The sequence below is a fragment of the Streptococcus sp. CF10-1 genome (assembly GCF_024295825.1).
In the GTDB taxonomy this organism is placed as follows: domain Bacteria; phylum Bacillota; class Bacilli; order Lactobacillales; family Streptococcaceae; genus Streptococcus.
The window spans coordinates 311515-331046 of sequence record NZ_JANCPQ010000002.1; the positions used below are offsets into that span (position 1 = coordinate 311515).

Annotated in this window: 17 protein-coding genes; 12 read left to right on the forward strand and 5 right to left on the reverse strand. The window is 38.1% G+C overall.

Translation table 11 applies throughout. The annotated features are described in order from the left end of the window. Positions 1–81 precede the first annotated feature (81 nt). The 8 genes from pfkA to sdbB all read left to right on the forward strand — a co-directional run bounded on the left by pfkA (position 82) and on the right by sdbB (position 8191). Positions 82–1089: a 6-phosphofructokinase gene (pfkA, locus tag NMM25_RS03945; RefSeq protein WP_000820881.1), complete on the forward strand. Its 1008-nt coding sequence runs from the start codon at positions 82–84 to the stop codon at positions 1087–1089. A gap of 66 nt (positions 1090–1155) precedes the next feature. After that, complete coding sequence (gene pyk, locus NMM25_RS03950) at positions 1156–2661, forward strand: pyruvate kinase (protein ID WP_254736025.1); 1506 nt, start codon at positions 1156–1158, stop codon at positions 2659–2661. A gap of 160 nt (positions 2662–2821) precedes the next feature. Further along, the gene (locus NMM25_RS03955) at positions 2822–4081 is read left to right on the forward strand and encodes a UDP-N-acetylglucosamine 1-carboxyvinyltransferase (protein WP_254736026.1); all 1260 of its coding nucleotides are present in this window, start codon (positions 2822–2824) and stop codon (positions 4079–4081) included. A 39-nt stretch (positions 4082–4120) separates the two neighbouring features. Continuing rightward, positions 4121–4648, forward strand: a complete 528-nt coding sequence (locus NMM25_RS03960; protein WP_254736027.1) for a GNAT family N-acetyltransferase — start codon at positions 4121–4123, stop codon at positions 4646–4648. Then, positions 4641–5918: a CBS-HotDog domain-containing transcription factor SpxR gene (gene spxR, locus NMM25_RS03965; RefSeq protein ID WP_254736028.1), complete on the forward strand. Its 1278-nt coding sequence runs from the start codon at positions 4641–4643 to the stop codon at positions 5916–5918. Before NMM25_RS03960 ends, spxR begins: the two co-directional genes overlap by 8 nt. A 15-nt stretch (positions 5919–5933) precedes the next feature. Beyond that, positions 5934–6794 (forward strand): methionyl aminopeptidase, encoded by an 861-nt coding sequence (locus NMM25_RS03970; RefSeq protein WP_000631555.1) that lies wholly within the window; start codon positions 5934–5936, stop codon positions 6792–6794. Positions 6795–6925: 131 nt separating this feature from the next. Then, a complete protein-coding gene (gene ccdA2, locus NMM25_RS03975; RefSeq protein ID WP_254736029.1) occupies positions 6926–7633 on the forward strand; it encodes a thiol-disulfide oxidoreductase-associated membrane protein CcdA2 in 708 nt (235 codons plus the stop codon). Positions 7634–7645: 12 nt separating this feature from the next. Beyond that, the gene (sdbB, locus tag NMM25_RS03980; protein WP_254736030.1) at positions 7646–8191 is read left to right on the forward strand and encodes a thiol-disulfide oxidoreductase-associated lipoprotein SdbB; all 546 of its coding nucleotides are present in this window, start codon (positions 7646–7648) and stop codon (positions 8189–8191) included. 30 nt (positions 8192–8221) lie between these two features. Here sdbB and pbp3 read toward each other — a convergent pair whose 3' ends face one another. After that, positions 8222–9457 (reverse strand): D-alanyl-D-alanine carboxypeptidase PBP3, encoded by a 1236-nt coding sequence (gene pbp3, locus NMM25_RS03985; protein ID WP_254736031.1) that lies wholly within the window; start codon positions 9455–9457, stop codon positions 8222–8224. 103 nt (positions 9458–9560) lie between these two features. Here pbp3 and NMM25_RS03990 point away from each other — a divergent pair, with 103 nt between their 5' ends. The 4 genes from NMM25_RS03990 (at position 9561) to ffh (ending at position 14154) form a co-directional block, all read left to right on the forward strand. Next, positions 9561–10670 carry an AI-2E family transporter gene (locus tag NMM25_RS03990; RefSeq protein WP_254736032.1) on the forward strand — a complete coding sequence of 370 codons (1110 nt, stop codon included), beginning with the start codon at positions 9561–9563 and terminating at the stop codon, positions 10668–10670. Between the two features lie 227 nt (positions 10671–10897). Beyond that, positions 10898–12094, forward strand: coding sequence for an elongation factor Tu (tuf, locus tag NMM25_RS03995; RefSeq protein ID WP_009730078.1), 1197 nt, complete (start codon positions 10898–10900; stop codon positions 12092–12094). A gap of 144 nt (positions 12095–12238) precedes the next feature. Beyond that, positions 12239–12571: a putative DNA-binding protein gene (locus NMM25_RS04000; RefSeq protein WP_254736033.1), complete on the forward strand. Its 333-nt coding sequence runs from the start codon at positions 12239–12241 to the stop codon at positions 12569–12571. An 11-nt stretch (positions 12572–12582) separates the two neighbouring features. After that, positions 12583–14154, forward strand: a complete 1572-nt coding sequence (gene ffh, locus NMM25_RS04005; protein WP_049518581.1) for a signal recognition particle protein — start codon at positions 12583–12585, stop codon at positions 14152–14154. A gap of 178 nt (positions 14155–14332) precedes the next feature. Here the strand turns inward: ffh and NMM25_RS04010 are convergent, their stop codons facing one another. The 4 genes from NMM25_RS04010 to NMM25_RS04025 form a co-directional block, all read right to left on the reverse strand. Then, positions 14333–15571 carry a site-specific integrase gene (locus NMM25_RS04010; RefSeq protein ID WP_254736034.1) on the reverse strand — a complete coding sequence of 413 codons (1239 nt, stop codon included), beginning with the start codon at positions 15569–15571 and terminating at the stop codon, positions 14333–14335. Continuing rightward, positions 15571–15765 carry a DUF3173 domain-containing protein gene (locus tag NMM25_RS04015; protein WP_149517335.1) on the reverse strand — a complete coding sequence of 65 codons (195 nt, stop codon included), beginning with the start codon at positions 15763–15765 and terminating at the stop codon, positions 15571–15573. The genes NMM25_RS04010 and NMM25_RS04015 overlap by 1 nt, the downstream gene beginning before the upstream one ends. A gap of 259 nt (positions 15766–16024) precedes the next feature. Beyond that, the gene (locus NMM25_RS04020) at positions 16025–17386 is read right to left on the reverse strand and encodes a hypothetical protein (RefSeq protein WP_084860005.1); all 1362 of its coding nucleotides are present in this window, start codon (positions 17384–17386) and stop codon (positions 16025–16027) included. A gap of 526 nt (positions 17387–17912) precedes the next feature. Further along, the gene (locus tag NMM25_RS04025; RefSeq protein ID WP_149517334.1) at positions 17913–18923 is read right to left on the reverse strand and encodes a site-specific integrase; all 1011 of its coding nucleotides are present in this window, start codon (positions 18921–18923) and stop codon (positions 17913–17915) included. Between the last annotated feature and the right edge of the window lie 609 nt (positions 18924–19532).

Consider the following 19532-nt stretch of genomic DNA (forward strand, 5'->3'; position numbering starts at 1 on the left):
AAATACGGAAAATAGAAGAATTTTCGATTTAAATGTGGTATAATCAGTAGGAATGTTAAAAGAAAAAGGAGCATAAACCAAATGAAACGTATTGCTGTTTTGACCAGTGGTGGAGACGCCCCTGGTATGAATGCTGCCATCCGTGCAGTAGTTCGCCAAGCAATCTCAGAAGGAATGGAAGTTTTTGGTATCTATGATGGATACGCAGGTATGGTTGCCGGTGAAATTTATCCACTTGATGCTGCTTCAGTAGGAGACATCATTTCACGTGGTGGTACTTTCCTTCACTCTGCTCGTTACCCTGAGTTTGCACAACTTGAAGGCCAACTTAAAGGGATTGAGCAATTGAAAAAACACGGTATCGAAGGAGTCGTAGTTATCGGTGGAGACGGTTCTTATCACGGAGCTATGCGCTTGACGGAACATGGGTTCCCAGCTATCGGACTTCCAGGAACTATTGATAACGATATCGTAGGTACTGATTTCACAATTGGATTTGATACTGCAGTTACGACTGCAATGGATGCGATTGATAAGATTCGTGATACATCATCAAGTCACCGTCGTACTTTCGTTGTTGAAGTAATGGGACGTAACGCTGGTGATATCGCTCTTTGGGCAGGTATCGCAACTGGTGCTGACGAAATCATCATCCCTGAAGAAGGCTTCAAGATGGAAGATATCGTAGCTAGTATCAAAGCTGGTTATGAGCACGGTAAAAAACACAACATTATCGTTTTGGCAGAAGGTGTTATGTCAGCAGCTGAATTTGGTCAAAAACTAAAAGAAGCAGGAGACACTAGTGACCTTCGTGTAACAGAACTTGGTCACATCCAACGTGGTGGATCACCAACTGCGCGTGACCGTGTATTGGCATCACGCATGGGGGCACACGCTGTTAAACTCCTTAAACAAGGAATCGGTGGTGTCGCTGTTGGTATCCGTAACGAAAAAATGGTTGAGAATCCAATCCTTGGAACAGCAGAAGAAGGAGCTTTGTTTAGCTTAACAGCTGATGGTAAGATCGTTGTTAACAACCCTCATAAAGCTGATCTTGAACTTTCTGATTTGAACAAGAGCTTGTCCTAATCAACTTTCATTAATTTGGTAACATGACCTTAAAAGGTCGAATTATATAAAGGAGTCACAAAAATCATGAACAAACGTGTAAAAATCGTTGCAACTTTAGGTCCTGCGGTTGAAATCCGTGGTGGTAAAAAATTCGGTGAAGATGGATACTGGGGTGAAAAACTTGACGTTGAAGCTTCAGCTAAAAACATTGCTAAATTGATTGAAGCAGGAGCAAACACTTTCCGTTTCAACTTCTCACACGGTGACCACCAAGAACAAGGTGAGCGTATGGCAACTGTTAAACTTGCTGAGAAACTTGCAGGTAAAAAAGTTGGTTTCCTTCTTGATACTAAAGGACCTGAAATCCGTACAGAATTGTTTGAAGGTGACGCAAAAGAGTACTCTTACAAAACTGGTGAAAAAATCCGTGTTGCAACTAAACAAGGAATCAAATCAACTCGTGATGTGATTGCTTTGAACGTTGCTGGTGCCCTTGATATCTACGATGATGTTGAAGTTGGTCACCAAGTTTTGGTTGACGATGGTAAACTTGGTCTTCGTGTTTTCGCAAAAGACGATGCAACTCGTGAATTTGAAGTAGTCGTTGAAAATGACGGTATCATTGCTAAGCAGAAAGGTGTAAACATCCCTAACACTAAAATTCCTTTCCCATCACTTGCTGAACGTGATAACGATGATATCCGTTTCGGTTTGGAACAAGGTATCAACTTCATCGCAATTTCATTCGTACGTACTGCAAAAGACGTCGACGAAGTTCGTGCAATCTGTGAAGAAACTGGTAATGGTCACGTTCAATTGTTTGCGAAAATCGAAAACCAACAAGGTATCGATAACTTGGATGAAATCATTGAAGCTGCTGACGGTATCATGATCGCTCGTGGTGACATGGGTATCGAAGTACCATTCGAAATGGTTCCAGTTTATCAAAAAATGATCATCACTAAAGTGAACGCAGCAGGTAAAGTTGTTATCACAGCAACAAACATGCTTGAAACAATGACTGAAAAACCACGTGCAACTCGTTCAGAAGTATCAGACGTATTTAACGCTGTTATCGACGGAACTGACGCTACAATGCTTTCAGGTGAGTCTGCAAACGGTAAATACCCACTTGAGTCAGTAACAACAATGGCTACAATTGACAAGAACGCACAAACTCTTCTTAACGAATACGGACGTTTGAACTCAGATACATTTGAACGTAACTCTAAGACAGAAGTTATGGCTTCAGCTGTTAAAGACGCTACTAACTCAATGAATATCAAATTGGTTGTTACCCTTACTAAGACTGGTCACACAGCTCGTTTGATTTCTAAATACCGTCCAAATGCTGATATCTTGGCATTGACATTCGACGAATTGACAGAGCGTGGATTGATGTTGAACTGGGGTGTTATCCCAATGTTGACTGAAGCTCCATCATCAAAAGATGATATGTTCGAAATCGCTGAACGTAAAGCAGTTGAAGCAGGTCTTGTAGAATCTGGTGACGATATTGTTATCGTTGCAGGTGTGCCACTTGGAGAAGCTGTTCGTACAAACACAATGCATATCCGTACAGTACGTTAATCTGACATTAAAACCTATCATTTCAGGCTGAACAGCTTGAGTGATAGGTCTTTTTTTATCAAAATGAGATGGTATTTAGTAAATAGGAATGGGAAAAAACTGAAAATTATGATATAATAGAACGAAAAGACCTTTTTAGTAAATTTTGAAGGAGTAAAACATGAGGAAAATTGTCATCAATGGTGGACGTCCATTGCAAGGTGAGATCACCATTAGTGGTGCTAAAAATAGTGTTGTAGCGCTTATTCCAGCTATTATCTTATCAGATGATATTGTCACTTTAGATTGTGTTCCAGATATTTCAGACGTTGCTAGTCTTGTCGAAATCATGGAGATTATGGGGGCAACTGTTAAGCGTTATGAGGATGTCTTGGAGATTGATCCAAGAGGCGTTCAAAACATTCCTATGCCTTATGGCAAGATTAATAGCTTGCGTGCTTCTTATTATTTCTACGGAAGTCTTTTAGGTCGCTTTGGTGAAGCTACAGTTGGACTTCCTGGTGGATGTGATCTGGGGCCTCGTCCGATTGACCTCCACTTAAAGGCCTTTGAAGCCATGGGTGCTAAGGTCAGCTATGAGGGAGATAATATGAATTTATCTGCTCAAGGTAAGGGACTTCATGGCGCAAGTATTTACATGGATACCGTCAGCGTTGGGGCAACGATTAACACTATGATTGCTGCGGTTAAAGCTAAGGGACGCACTGTCATTGAAAATGCGGCTCGTGAACCAGAAATTATCGATGTTGCTACCCTTTTGAACAACATGGGGGCCCATATTCGTGGTGCAGGGACTGATATTATCATTATTGATGGTGTCGAGAAACTTCATGGAACTCGTCACCAAGTAATCCCAGACCGTATCGAAGCTGGAACCTATATTTCACTTGCTGCGGCGGTAGGAAAAGGAATTCGCATTAACAACGTTCTCTATGAACATTTAGAAGGCTTTATCGCCAAACTAGAGGAAATGGGCGTTCGTATGACGGTCTCAGAAGACAGCATCTTCGTTGAAGAACAGTCTGGTTTGAGAGCCATCAATATCAAAACTGCACCCTATCCTGGGTTTGCAACTGATTTGCAACAGCCTATCACGCCACTTTTACTAACTGCCCAAGGTCGTGGAACTATCATTGATACGATTTATGAGAAACGTGTCAATCATGTCTTTGAGTTAGCAAAAATGGATGCGGATATTACGACTACAAATGATCACATTATCTACAACGGTGGTCGTAACTTACACGGGGCAAGTGTAAAAGCTACAAACTTGCGAGCTGGTGCTGCACTTGTCATCGCTGGTTTGATGGCTCAGGGCCAGACTGAAATTACGAATATTGAGTTTATCCTTCGTGGCTACTCAGATATTATTGAAAAATTGCGTAGTCTTGGAGCGGATATTACACTCGTTGAAGACTAAGCCGTTGAGGTGATTATGAATATTTGAACCAAATTAGCAATGTTTTCTTTTTTTGAAACGGAGCGCTTGTATTTGCGTCCTTTCTTTTTTAGTGACAGTCAAGCATTTTACGAGATTGCTTCCAATCCTGAAAATTTGCAGTTTATTTTTCCCAGTCAAGCAAGTTTGGAAGAAAGTCAGTACGCCCTTGCTAACTATTTTATGAAGAATCCTCTAGGGGTTTGGGCAATTTGTCTCCAAGGAAATCAGGAAATGATTGGCTCCATTAAATTTGAAAAGATTGATGAAATCAAAAAAGAAGCAGAAATTGGTTATTTTTTAAAAAAGGATTCTTGGTCACAAGGTTATATGACAGAAGTAGTTACCAAGCTTTGTCAGCTTTCCTTTGAAGAATTTGGTTTAAAACAATTATCCATCATCACTCATCTGGAGAATCAAGCTAGTCAAAAAGTAGCCTTAAAATCAGGCTTTAGTCTCTTCCGACAGTTTAAGGGGAGCGACCGCTATACACGAAAAATGAGGGACTATCTTGAATTTCGATATATAAAAGGAGAATTCAATGAGTAAACACCAGGAAATTTTGTCCTATCTGGAAGAGTTGCCAATTGGGAAAAGAGTTAGTGTTCGCAGTATCTCTAATCACCTGGGTGTTAGTGATGGAACCGCCTACCGAGCTATCAAAGAAGCTGAAAATCGTGGCATCGTTGAAACTCGGCCACGTAGTGGAACCATACGAGTTAAGCCAAAGAAAGTGGCTATTGAACGGCTAACCTATGCTGAAATCGCTGAAGTCACCTCCTCTGAGGTTTTAGCCGGTCAGGAAGGGCTGGAGAGAGAGTTTAGCAAATTTTCCATTGGGGCCATGACAGAGCAGAATATCCGATCCTATCTCCATGATGGTGGTCTTGTGATCGTAGGTGACCGTACTCGTATTCAACTTCTAGCCTTGGAAAATGAAAATGCGGTCCTCGTGACAGGTGGTTTCTATGTTCAGGACGATGTTCTTGAGTTGGCCAATAAAAAAGGGATTCCAGTTCTAAGAAGTAAAGATGACACTTTTACAGTAGCGACCATGATTAACAAAGCCCTCTCAAACGTTCAAATCAAAACCGATATTCTGACAGTTGAAAAGCTCTATCGCCCCAGTCATGAGTATGGTTTTTTGAGAGAAACCGATACAGTCAAAGATTATCTAGACTTGGTTCGTAAGAACAGAAGTAGCCGTTTTCCAGTCGTTAACCAACACCAAGTGGTTGTTGGGGTTGTTACTATGCGTGACGCAGGAGACAAGTCTCCCAGCACGACGATTGACAAGGTGATGACGCGCAGTATCTTCGTAACAGGGTTAGCGACGAATATTGCCAATGTCAGTCAACGAATGATTGCAGAAGACTTTGAGATGGTTCCGGTAGTTAGAAGCAACCAAACCCTACTCGGTGTCGTAACACGACGAGATGTCATGGAAAAGATGAGCCGTTCCCAAGTTTCTGCTTTGCCGACTTTCTCAGAGCAAATCGGGCAAAAACTGTCTTATCATCATGATGAAGTCGTCATAACTGTTGAGCCCTTCATGTTGGAGAAAAATGGTGTCCTTGCTAATGGAGTCTTGGCTGAAATCCTCAACCATATGACCCAAGACCTCGTTGTGAATAGCGGACGTAATCTCATCATTGAACAGATGTTGATTTATTTCTTGCAGGCTGTACAGATAGATGATATTTTGCGGATTCAGGCTCGGATTATTCACCACACGAGACGCTCAGCTATTATTGATTATGATATTTATCATGGTCATCAGATTGTTTCAAAAGCAAATGTTACAGTTAAAATTAATTAGAATCTAGGAGAAAAAATGATAACTTTAAAATCAGCACGTGAAATCGAAGCCATGGACAAGGCTGGTGATTTCCTAGCAAGTATCCATATCGGCTTACGTGATTTGATTAAGCCAGGCGTAGATATGTGGGAAGTCGAAGAGTACGTTCGTCGACGTTGTAAAGAGGAAAATTTCCTTCCTCTACAGATTGGCGTGGATGGCGCAGTCATGGATTACCCCTATGCCACTTGTTGCTCTCTCAACGACGAAGTTGCTCATGCTTTTCCACGTCATTACATCTTGAAAGATGGAGACTTGCTCAAAGTTGATATGGTTTTAGGTGGTCCGATTGCCAAATCCGACCTCAATGTATCTAAACTCAACTTTAATAATGTTGAGCAAATGAAAAAATACACCCAAAGCTATACTGGTGGTTTAGCAGACTCATGTTGGGCTTATGCGGTTGGTACACCGTCTGAAGAAGTGAAAAACCTGATGGACGTGACCAAGGAAGCTATGTATATAGGGATTGAGAAAGCGGTTGTCGGCAATCGTATCGGTGATATCGGTGCGGCCATTCAAGAATACGCTGAAAGTCGCGGTTACGGTGTTGTTCGTGATTTGGTTGGTCATGGTGTTGGTCCCACTATGCATGAAGAGCCAATGGTTCCTAACTACGGTATTGCAGGCCGTGGACTCCGTCTCCGTGAAGGAATGGTACTAACTATTGAACCCATGATCAATACTGGTGACTGGGAAATTGATACAGATATGAAGACTGGCTGGGCTCATAAGACTATAGATGGTGGCCTATCTTGCCAATATGAACACCAGTTTGTGATTACTAAAGACGGTCCAGTTATCTTGACTAGTCAAGGTGAAGAAGGAACGTATTAGAACGATAAAAGGGAGCTTAGCTCCTTTTTTTGTGTCAAATGTAGATAAAATAAACAAGCGTAGCAAACTTCTTACAATTTTTTTCTTTTATAGTAAAATAAGATTAGAATTTTGAGAAAGTAGGTAATTCGTTGGAGTCGATTATATTTCTAGTATCCGTTTTTTTAGCAGGTATTCTGTCCTTCTTTTCACCCTGCATCTTTCCTTTGCTACCTGTCTATGCTGGCATTTTACTGGATGATCAGGGAAATTCGAAAAGCTTTCGCTTTTTTGGAAGAAACGTTGCATGGTCAGGTTTAATTCGAACCTTGTGCTTTGTTGCAGGAATATCCCTCATTTTCTTTATTTTAGGATTTGGAGCTGGATTCCTAGGGTACATGCTCTATACGGACTGGTTTCGTTATGCTATGGGCATAGTCATTATTCTTTTAGGACTTCACCAGATGGAAATCTTGCATTTCAATAAACTGGAGATTCAAAAGACAGTCACATTCAAACAATCTAAGTCTAATCACTATCTATCAGCCTTTTTACTTGGGATAACCTTTAGTTTTGGTTGGACTCCTTGTATCGGACCAGTTTTAAGCTCGGTCTTAGCTCTAGCAGCTTCAGGAGGGAATGGTGCTTGGCAAGGAGCCTTACTAACCTTAGTGTACACATTGGGGATGGCCCTTCCTTTCATTGTTTTGGCCTTGGCTTCGGGCTGGATTATGCCTTATTTTAGCAAATTAAAACCCCATATGATTCTACTAAAGAAAATCGGGGGAGCTTTGATTGTTTTGATGGGATTATTATTAATGCTAGGGCAGTTAAATGCCTTGTCAGGAATTCTTGGATAAAAGGAGAAAAAGATGAAAAAAATTATTTTTACAGGATTGAGCCTCATGTCTCTATTCTTGTTGATTGCCTGTGGTGAAAAAGAAACCAAACAGACAAGCAGTCCAAAACAACCCGCTGTACAACAAATCGCAGTCGGTAAGGATGCGCCAGACTTCACCTTGCAGTCTATGGATGGCAAGGAAGTGAAGCTATCGGACTACAAAGGGAAAAAAGTCTATTTGAAATTCTGGGCTTCTTGGTGTGGACCATGTAAAAAAAGCATGCCTGAGTTGATGGAATTAGCTGCCAAACAGGATCGAGACTTTGAAATCTTGAGTGTCATTGCACCAGGTCTACAAGGTGAAAAAACAGTTCAAGACTTTCCAAAATGGTACCAAGAACAAGGTTACAAGGATATTCCAGTTCTATATGATACGCAAGCAACTACCTTCCAAGCCTACCAAATTCGTAGTATTCCAACGGAATACTTGATTGACAGTCAAGGTAAAATTGGAAAAATTCAGTTCGGTGCGATTAGCAATGCAGATGCAGAAGCGGCTTTTAAAGAAATGAAATAAAGAAAAAGTCGCGAAGAAAATCGCGATTTTTTATAGCTTCTCATTGATAAAGCGGATAAAACGATTCCACCAAACCTTTAAAAAGAAGGCTTTTTCTACTTTCTTTTCAGCGACCATTTCAAAAGATGGTTTTTCTAAAGTGAGGTAGCCTTGACCGACCAAATCCTGATCGTCATAGGTTAGAGTACCGACAACCTTGCCTTCTTCCAGTGGAGCTATTTCTGATTTTGATGTGAATTGAAGAGCTGATGTTGTTTCACTTCCAACTCGTTGGACGATTGCAATATCTGACTTAGCAATTGCAGCTACCTTATCTTCTTTCCCATCAAGGACTGTCACTTTGCTATCTTTATAGGTTTCGCCTTTCTGAACGACAGTTTTTAAAGCAAAGTTCGCAGAAACATAATCTAAAAGTGAAGAAGTTGCAGTAAAACGTGCATAAGGGTTGCTATCTTGCTGGTCTGCATTTAAAACAACCGTAATGATACGCATCCCTTTCTCAACAGTTGTTCCAACGAAAGAAGCACCGGCTTTGTCGGTAGTACCTGTTTTCAAACCGTCGACACCACCACGATAGGCTGGCATTCCTTCCAACATATAGTTGGTTGAGTGGATTTCAAGTCCTGCAAAGGTAGAAGTTGGCTTTTTGGTGATTTCCAAAACTTGAGGATAATCTCGTATGAGGTTACGAGCGACGATTGCAACGTCGTAGGCACTCAACTTGTTTTCATCATCTTTTTTAGAACCTGGATAGATATTATCGCCAAGGGTCTCATTATTTAAACCAGTTGTGTTTACAATTGTTGCATCTTGGATTCCCCATTCAAGAAGTTTAGCCCTCATTTTGTCTACAAAGTCTTTTTCAGAACCAGCAATCTTTTCTGCTAGCGCAATCGCAGCGCTGTTTGCACTGGATACCATTGTAGCCTCTAATAGTTGTTCAACAGTATAATTTCGAGCTTCCATAGGGACGTTACTCGCCTCAGAATTAGTTGTAAGTTTGTAAGGATAGTCCGAAATATCAACAGGTGTAGATAGGCTGATAGTTCCTTGTTCCAGAGCTTCATAGACCAAATAAACTGTAACAAGTTTGGTAATAGAAGCAATTTCTACAGGCTGATTTGCATCTTTTTCGTAGAGGATTTTTCCAGTTGTAGCCTCGACAGCAATGGCATGTTTAGCAGCAACATCAAACTCCTGAGCAGAAACAGTAGAAACTGTTCCAAAAACAAAAAGTATTATAAAAGATAGAATTATTTTTTTCATATTAGCTTTATTTTATCATAAAGAAAAAAAATATTCTCGATTTTATACTAAAGCCATCTTATCTTTTGAAGAAATATGATAAAATAAATAGAGGAGGATGCCTATGTTCCGTAGAAACAAATTATTTTTTTGGACAGCTGAAATTTTATTATTAACACTGATTTTCTATCTTTGGAGAGAGATGGGAGCGATTATTACTCCTTTCGTGACGGTTGTGAATACCATCATGATTCCATTTTTGCTTGGTGGATTTTTTTACTACATTACCAATCCAATCGTTACCTTTTTGGAAAAGAGATGTAAGATTAATCGTCTAATTGGTGTCTTGGTCACTCTCTGTGCTTTAATTGGTGCCATCGTTGTAGGGGTCGTCTATCTCTTGCCGATTCTGATTAATCAGTTGACTAGCTTGATTATTTCTAGTCAAAACATCTATAGTAGATTGCAAGACTTGGTTATTGATTTGTCGATGAACCCTATTTTCCAGAATATCGATATTCAACAAACAATTCAACAGTTAAATCTCTCCTATGTGGATATCCTCCAGAATATCCTGAATAGCGTCAGCAATAGTTTAGGAAGTGTTCTTTCAGCCTTGTTTAGTACAGTTCTGATTCTCATTATGACCCCTGTATTCTTGATTTATTTCTTGTTGGATGGTCATAAGTTGCTACCAATGTTGGAACGAACTGTCTTAAAACATGACAAATTAAATCTCTCTAGCCTCTTAACCAATCTCAATGCAACTATAGCGCGCTACATCAGTGGAATTGCAATTGATGCCGTTATTATCGGATGTTTAGCCTATATTGGTTATAGCGTTATCGGATTAAAGTACGCTCTTGTTTTTGCTATTTTCTCTGGAATCGCAAATTTGATTCCTTATGTTGGTCCAAGTATTGGCTTGATTCCGATGGTGATTGCGAATGTGTTCACGGATCCTCATCGTATGTTGATTGCGGTTGCTTATATGCTTATTATTCAACAGATTGATGGAAATGTTCTCTATCCACGTATCGTTGGAGGGGTTATGAAAGTGCATCCAATTACGATTTTGGTGCTCCTCTTACTGTCAAGTAATATCTACGGCGTCATAGGGATGATTGTAGCAGTGCCAACCTACTCTATTCTCAAAGAAATCACTAAGTTCTTGGCGAAATTATATGAAAATCATAAGGAAGCTAAAGAACTGGAAAAATCAGAATCCATTTAGAATCAGGGGAACCTGATTTTTTTGTGAGCATAATACCGCTAGAAGGAAATAAGCTTGAATTGTATAAAGAAGCAGAAGAACAGCACTTTGTAAGATTCAGATTAATTCATAAAATATGTGTAAAACACTTGCAATTTAGCAGAAATTTGATAAAATAGTAAGGAAAGTTAGACTGTATTGCCTACTGTCTATCTATAAAATATATTTTATTGGAGGCTTTTACTCAAATGGCAAAAGAAAAATACGATCGTAGTAAACCACACGTTAACATTGGTACTATCGGACACGTTGACCACGGTAAAACTACTTTGACTGCAGCTATCACAACTGTTTTGGCACGTCGCTTGCCTTCAGCAGTTAACCAACCTAAAGACTATGCGTCTATCGATGCTGCTCCAGAAGAACGCGAACGCGGTATCACTATCAACACTGCGCACGTTGAGTATGAAACTGCAAAACGTCACTATGCTCACATCGACGCTCCAGGACACGCGGACTACGTTAAAAACATGATCACTGGTGCCGCTCAAATGGACGGAGCTATCCTTGTAGTAGCTTCAACTGACGGACCAATGCCACAAACTCGTGAACACATCCTTCTTTCACGTCAAGTTGGTGTTAAACACCTTATCGTCTTCATGAACAAAATTGACTTGGTAGACGACGAAGAATTGCTTGAATTGGTTGAAATGGAAATCCGTGACCTCTTGTCAGAATACGACTTCCCAGGCGACGATCTTCCAGTTATCCAAGGTTCAGCTCTTAAAGCACTTGAAGGTGATACTAAATATGAAGACATCATCATGGAATTGATGGATACTGTTGATGAGTACATCCCAGAACCAGAACGTGATACAGATAAACCATTGCTTCTCCCAGTCGAAGACGTATTCTCAATCACTGGACGTGGTACTGTTGCTTCAGGACGTATCGACCGTGGTACTGTTCGTGTCAACGACGAAATCGAAATCGTTGGTATCAAAGACGAAACTCAAAAAGCAGTTGTTACTGGTGTTGAAATGTTCCGTAAACAACTTGATGAAGGTCTTGCCGGAGATAACGTAGGTGTCCTTCTTCGTGGTATTCAACGTGACGAAATCGAACGTGGACAAGTTATCGCTAAACCAGGTTCAATCAACCCACACACTAAATTTAAAGGTGAAGTCTACATCCTTACTAAAGAAGAAGGTGGACGTCACACTCCATTCTTCAACAACTACCGTCCACAATTCTACTTCCGTACTACTGACGTTACAGGTTCAATCGAACTTCCTGCAGGTACTGAAATGGTAATGCCTGGTGATAACGTGACTATCGACGTTGAGTTGATCCACCCAATCGCCGTAGAACAAGGTACTACATTCTCTATCCGTGAGGGTGGACGTACTGTTGGTTCAGGTATGGTTACAGAAATCGAAGCTTAATTCGATTAAGTTCCCAGAAGAACAATTATTTAAGTCAGACACTAAAAGAATCTTGCCTTGCAAGGTTCTTTTTTTCTTCTTCTTACTCTATTTGAAGTGCTTCTACTCTAGCAGTATAATCGTTTTTTTGGTATAATAAAAGTTATGGAAATCGAAAAAACCAATCGTATGAACGCTCTTTTTGAATTTTATGCGGCGCTTTTGACAGACAAGCAGATGAACTATATTGAACTCTATTATGCTGATGATTATAGTCTTGCTGAGATTGCTGAAGAGTTCGGTGTCAGTCGTCAGGCTGTCTATGATAATATCAAGCGGACGGAAAAGATTCTAGAAGATTATGAGATGAAACTGCACATGTATTCGGACTACATTGTCCGTAGTCAGATTTTTGAACAGATCTTGGAGCGTTATCCTAAGGATGACTTTCTGCAGGAACAGATAGAAATTTTAACAAGTATTGATAATAGAGAATAAGAGGAAGAAAAATGGCATTTGAAAGTTTAACAGAACGTTTACAGAACGTCTTTAAAAATCTACGTAAAAAAGGAAAAATTTCTGAGGCTGATGTCCAGGAAGCGACCAAAGAGATTCGTTTGGCCTTGCTGGAAGCTGACGTTGCTTTGCCTGTTGTGAAGGACTTTATCAAGAAAGTTCGAGAACGTGCAGTTGGACACGAGGTCATTGATACCCTCAATCCAGCCCAACAGATTATCAAAATAGTTGATGAGGAACTGACAGCCGTTTTAGGTTCCGATACGGCTGAGATTATCAAGTCACCAAAAATTCCAACCATTATCATGATGGTCGGTTTGCAAGGGGCTGGTAAAACGACTTTTGCTGGTAAGCTGGCTAATAAACTCAAGAAGGAAGAAAATGCTCGTCCTTTGATGATTGCGGCAGATATTTATCGTCCAGCAGCCATCGATCAGCTGAAAACACTTGGACAACAAATCGATGTTCCTGTCTTTGCACTTGGAACAGAAGTGCCTGCTGTTGAAATTGTTCGCCAAGGTTTGGAGCAAGCGCAAGCCAATCACAACGACTATGTCTTGATCGATACGGCAGGGCGTTTGCAGATTGATGAGCTCTTGATGAATGAGCTTCGTGATGTTAAAGCACTGGCTCAACCAAATGAAATTCTACTCGTCATTGATGCCATGATCGGTCAGGAAGCGGCCAATGTCGCCCGTGAGTTTAATGCTCAGTTGGAAGTAACTGGTGTCATCCTTACCAAGATTGATGGAGACACACGTGGTGGTGCGGCTCTATCTGTTCGTCATATCACTGGTAAACCAATCAAGTTCACTGGTACGGGTGAGAAGATTACAGATATCGAAACCTTCCACCCAGACCGTATGTCAAGCCGTATCCTTGGTATGGGGGATATGTTGACCTTGATTGAGAAAGCTTCTCAGGAATACGATGAGCAAAAAGCCCTTGAAATGGCTGAGAAGATGCGTGAAAACACCTTTGATTTTAATGATTTCATCGATCAATTGGATCAGGTGCAAAACATGGGGCCAATGGAAGATTTGCTCAAGATGATTCCAGGGATGGCTAACAATCCAGCACTTCAAAACATGAAGGTGGATGAGCGTCAGATTGCTCGTAAACGAGCCATCGTATCTTCCATGACACCTGAAGAACGTGAAAATCCTGAACTGTTAAATCCAAGTCGTCGCCGTCGTATCGCTGCAGGTTCTGGAAATACCTTTGTCGAAGTCAATAAATTCATCAAGGACTTTAATCAGGCCAAACAGCTCATGCAAGGGGTCATGTCTGGTGATATGAACAAGATGATGAAACAAATGGGAATCAATCCAAATAACCTTCCTAAAAACATGCCAAATATGGGAGGAATGGATATGTCTGCCCTTGAAGGCATGATGGGACAGGGTGGCATGCCGGATATGTCAGCTCTCGGAGGAGCAGGCATGCCAGATATGAGCCAGATGTTTGGTGGCGGACTCAAAGGTAAAATCGGTGAATTTGCCATGAAACAGTCTATGAAACGCATGGCCAACAAAATGAAAAAAGCGAAGAAAAAACGTAAATAAAAAAGGAAAGCAGAAGTGCTTTCCTTATTAATAAAAAGAACTCTGAATCCGATTCAGAGTTCTTTTGTGTTTGATTGTGGTCTATTCCCACTCAACGGTTGCAGACTCCTTGAGAATCGCTATATAATAGGCTTTTTAAGGAGTTAGTAATTCTTTGGTGGGGTTTTTGGTGGGAATGTTATTTTGAAATTGATTGGTTCCCGTTGAAATGTACTAAGCTAGAAGATGGGAAAGAAACATTAATAATTCCTACCATTTCATTAGTGATAACTTCATCAGCGCCATCCCATAGATGTGAGTAATGTTTCAATGTGATTTCAGGAGAAGAGTGTCCTAAACGTTTTGATAGAATAAGTACAGTAGCATTTAATTCATTAATTAGTAGGGAAGCATGGCTGTGCCTGAGACCTTTCGCTTGGATAGGCTTTACGTGAGCAATCTTGGCGTACCTTTTAATAATCCTTGAGATTGTAGATTTCAACATAGGTAAGCCATCGTATGAAAAGATAAAATCGTTCTCGTGTCCTAGTCCAATCTTTTTTTGAGCTTCACGCCATTTTTTTAACACATCAATTGTATCTTTATCTAAACTAATCATCCTTTTTCCGTCTTTAGTTTTCGAATACGAATTACGAGTCCATTCTTTTTTGTTTTTAACAATAAGCATATGATGAACTCGTAGGCGTTGCTTATCAAAGTCAACATCATTCCATTGAAGGGCACAACCTTCATTTACACGTACGCCAGTCATGAAATATACCCAAATCATCACGAAGTTTAAATGTTCATATACATCTTCAATGTAAATTTGCGAAATAACAGCTTCAAATTCGCTCTTAGTCCAATATGGGACATTACTTTTTCCTTTAGGAATTGCATTAGATTGCTTAGAAATGTTTTTTTCCACATATCCCATTTGCAAAGCATAGTCCAATGATTTCCTAAACATGCCAAAGATGAGGCTAGCATATCCTTGTGAATATCCGGTACCATCCTCATCTTGACTAGTCAGTAACCATGTTCGAAACTTCTGGACTTGTTCGAGGGTAATCGAACGAAGTGTAATGTCACCAAAACGATCACAAAGCTGTAAAAGGTTTTTCTCTCGAACTGAAAATGTGCTGTGCTCAACTGTTGTTCTATAATAAGGAATGTAATGTTCCTCCATAAATTGCCGATATTTCATCCGGTAGTTAGAATAACCTTGAGATTGATGATATTCATGTTTCAGTCGAGTTAATTCCTTATATGCTTCTGAAGCTGAATTAAATGGATTTCCGTGTTGATCTTTCCTTGATTTCTTTCGTACACGTTTCCCGGTTACTCTATCTATACCAAATTCGGTTTGAATAAAAAATTTTCCGTTTTTGTCAGTATAGACTCCAGGAAATTTAGTTTTCTGTTGATTTTGTGGCATTATTCCTCCTTGTGAAGTGAAACACCCAGAATTTCTTCAACAGCAACGATAGGGACATGCCCTAAACGTCGATTATTATAAAAGGCATATCCCTTTTGTACCATAATTTGCTTAGCTTGTCTAATAATTGTAATGGCAGTATAGGGATTGTAACCCATTTTAATTAAATCTTCTTTGTTCATTGTTTGTTTCATAATTAATAATCCTCTTGAAATTTCTAAATTTTATTGCGATAATAGAAGAAGGTAATAGATATTATTACTAGTATATTTTGAGTTTGTTTCTGACACCGACCAAAGTTTGGAAACAAGCTCTTTTTTTGTTCTAAAAAATTTACACATATCTATTTCCTTTCTCAAATATTAAACTCAAACTGTTTACATATAAAAATATGTTCGTTGTTATATCAAGGTTTACAGCAATAAATATAAAAAAGTTATTATTTAATTTGCGTTATTTTTTATTGATATCTAAATCTTTATCAGGAAATTCTTTTAAAACATGATTTCTAATTTTATTTTTTTGATTTCGAGTATTAGATTTTATAATTTCGTCGAAAATATTATTCCTATAACCTAATGGATAATCTTTTAAAACGTGTTTATATGTATGAGTCGATGTAGTATCCTTATGACATCCTAACCCTTTTTCCCTAGCAACTTCTAGTGATTCATAAAATAGTTTAAATATATCTCGAACGTGCCAAGTAATCATTAATCCAGTCTCGTTTTTTTCAGAATAATCTTCTTCGCTATTTTGGAAGGATTCTATTATTGTTCTTTTGGTTCTAGCTTTATTTTTGAAAGGACTAATATTCGTCAATGCTATAATTTCTTCATCTAACACCAAAGGAGACAAAGTTCTAAGAGAATGGTTATTTACTTGATTAAAAAGTGCTTTAATATAATTTTTAGGACCGTGTTTGTTATATACATCTTGAATCACTTTTTTAGTTTTAATACTTGATTCTTCAATTAACTTTATGTACACATTTATTGTTGAATGAAGTTTTGTTTCCAAATATTCTATCAATTGTGCATCATTCAGCAAATCTAAGGAATTGGTTCCCAAAAATTTTTCTATTTTATTTTTCTTTAATACTAGTTCAAATCTTTGGACATTAATATTATCTAGTTTTGAACCATTTCTTCTGATTTGTCCTTTTCTTTTTGCTTTTTCAATTTTATCGTAAGTAACAGTTAATTCTTCATTACTAATCTTACAACTCAAAATTGGATAGTCATAGTTGTTCTTTTTACTTTTCTCATTTCCAAAATTAGGAGGGTTTCCTGATGAAAGACATTTGTGTAGAAAACTTCTGAGCTGTAGGTTTGGAGTTTTATCAAAAGCAATAGTATAAGCAAGTTCAATTTCGAGAAAGAGGGCAGTCGAGTATGTAATGATAATACCGTAATTATTTTTAATAAAATCGATTGCGTTTGCTAATCTATTTTTAATCCCCTCAATACCAACCGTTTCGAAATTTAAACCTCCGTGAATTAATTCAATGTAACAGTAGGGTGTTTTAAAATCTGATGTATCAAAAGAAATAGTGATTTTCCCAAAAAATTCTGATTTAATATCTAAACCAAGTAACTCTCCATCTATAGAGGTTTTTAGATTACATGAACTGTCCTGCTTTAAATTCTTAATTTCTACACGCTCTACAGAAAAATCCTGTAGGGATACTTTACATTTATCTATTCCAGCAAAACAAGACTTTGATGAGAAAACCTCTAATATACTATTTTCATTATTGATTTTTTCTTCTAAACGTCTTTCCTTTTCTTCCGGTGTTAATTTTCTTCTAGCCATTCTATTAAGTTCCTTTCACATAGTATTTTGATAAAGTATGTTGTTTGGGCTAAGATCAACATCTTTTTCTAAAGGTTAGTTTATTTTATTAAGTTTCCATTTATTTACCTCCTTATTTTTTTACATTAGTTAGTATGCCACAAATCTTTCCGAAAACGCCTAAAAAAAAATGGAATTTTTTTTTAAAAAAACAAAAAAACACTCAATTAAGAGTGCTTTAAAAACGCGTCGTAACAAGGTTTTGAAGGAAAAAATTAGGTTCTTACCTAATTTAATTTTTTTAGTTTAGAACAAGAATGTTAAGAAAGAAATCAATACTTTCAGTACGATCTTTTATTGATGTGACAAGGTTTTGAAGGAAAAAGTAAGTTTTTATCTACTTTATTTATTTTCTAAAAAAAATTTTTTTATTTTTCATTTAAATTTAGGATGTTGAGAAAAAGATCAATACTTTCAGTACGATTTTTATTTAGTTGAATTTTTTAATTTTAATGAGAGATATATCATAATGTTTGGAAAAAGTTACTTAGTTTGCTTGTGCGATTAACTTATATGCATAGGATTTTTGAAACTCTTCTGGTCGATTGTGTCCGAGAGCACGTGATACAATTAAACAAGCCTTTCGATCAAGGACAACACCTTTTAATTCGCCTCGTAGATAAATTTTTTCTTTTTTATCTTTGATATCTTTGGGATCTCGCGCGACAAGAAGATAAAGACGTTTTGCGTATTCTGCACGATATTTATGAGGTTTTAAAGCAGATGGAACTTGAAACACACGCTTTTTACCAGCTAGTTTAAATTCTTCAACAAGCCTTTCTAATTCTTCTTTGTCTCGCGTAATAATCGGAACCCATCGGTCTCGTGCTCCTTTTGATTTATGCTTTTTACCAATAATTTTAAGATAATATTGGCCATCCTCACGTTGGTAGAGGGAGTCTCCAGTAATAGCTTTTAATTCATTTTTTCGTAGCCCAGTGGCAGATACGATTGAGAACCAGCGATTATTTGTTTCTTCAGACATCCTGTCGTCATTAGACTTCAAACGATTATTCTTTTTGTCGGCTCGATATCGAATATCTGTTGCAACAAAAGCGGTAGAAGGTACTCCTAAAACTTTGGCTAATGCTGCTTTATAGGTTGACTGGGTTGGAGCAGAAAGTCCTAATTTCTTACAATGTTCTAAGTATTGATTCACTAAGTCAATCCATCCCTCAATATCGTTAGATTTATCAAGAGCTTCTAAATCTTCGGTAGTAGTTATTGAGGCAACAAAGGAAGCAAATCTGCTCCAGGAACCAGCGTAGTTATGAAGAGTTCGGTCGGTATGGATTAAATGAATGTCCTCTCCCGTTTTTTTGGATTCATTTCGCTTGATACCCTTTCCTTTTTTAAAGCGCGTGACTAGATTAGTTAGTCCTTTTGATTGGACGAATTGTTTACGGCCTTCGAAAGTAGTTAGAGAATCCATCTGTTGTTTCTTAGCTTTCTCTTTAGCTTTTCGTCGATCAGCACGACTACGTCTCTTCTTTGTCATAGTTCTTTCCTTTCTATAGTAGATAATGTGCTTTTAAAGAAGATCTTAAGAAAAATCTTAAGGTCTTTTTTATTCAAGTTGAAGTAGTGCAGTGACTTAAGCTTATATTCACTGATGTAGTATCTTCCCTTTGCTTAGGGCGCTTCTTAATTGATGGCTAAGAAGATAACCAAGTCATTTTACAACATGACAAGTTGACTCAATTCAAATAAGATGTAGAGTTCCATCTTGCAGAAAAAAATCTGTTGTTTTTTCTTGTTAGTCTTTTTCAGGTTTAAATGCTCTGAATTTAGCGACTGAGCTAAGCTAGTTTTTGTATTTGATTTTTAGACTTTTGTTATTTACTTTAGTTTTTATACTTTGATTTTTTACTTTGTTATGATCAAAAAATTTTTTTAACTGCTGTTGACATTACTTTTATTATCTATACATTTATTTTTTATTGGTAAATGAAATACAAAAATTGGTTCCTGTTATTTACTTTCGTTTTTTACTTTTATTCTTTACTTTGTTACGATCAAAAAATTTTTTTTAAACTGCTATTGACATCTCTTTTATTATCTATACATTTATTTTTTTTTAGTTAATGAAATACAAAACTGGTTCTTT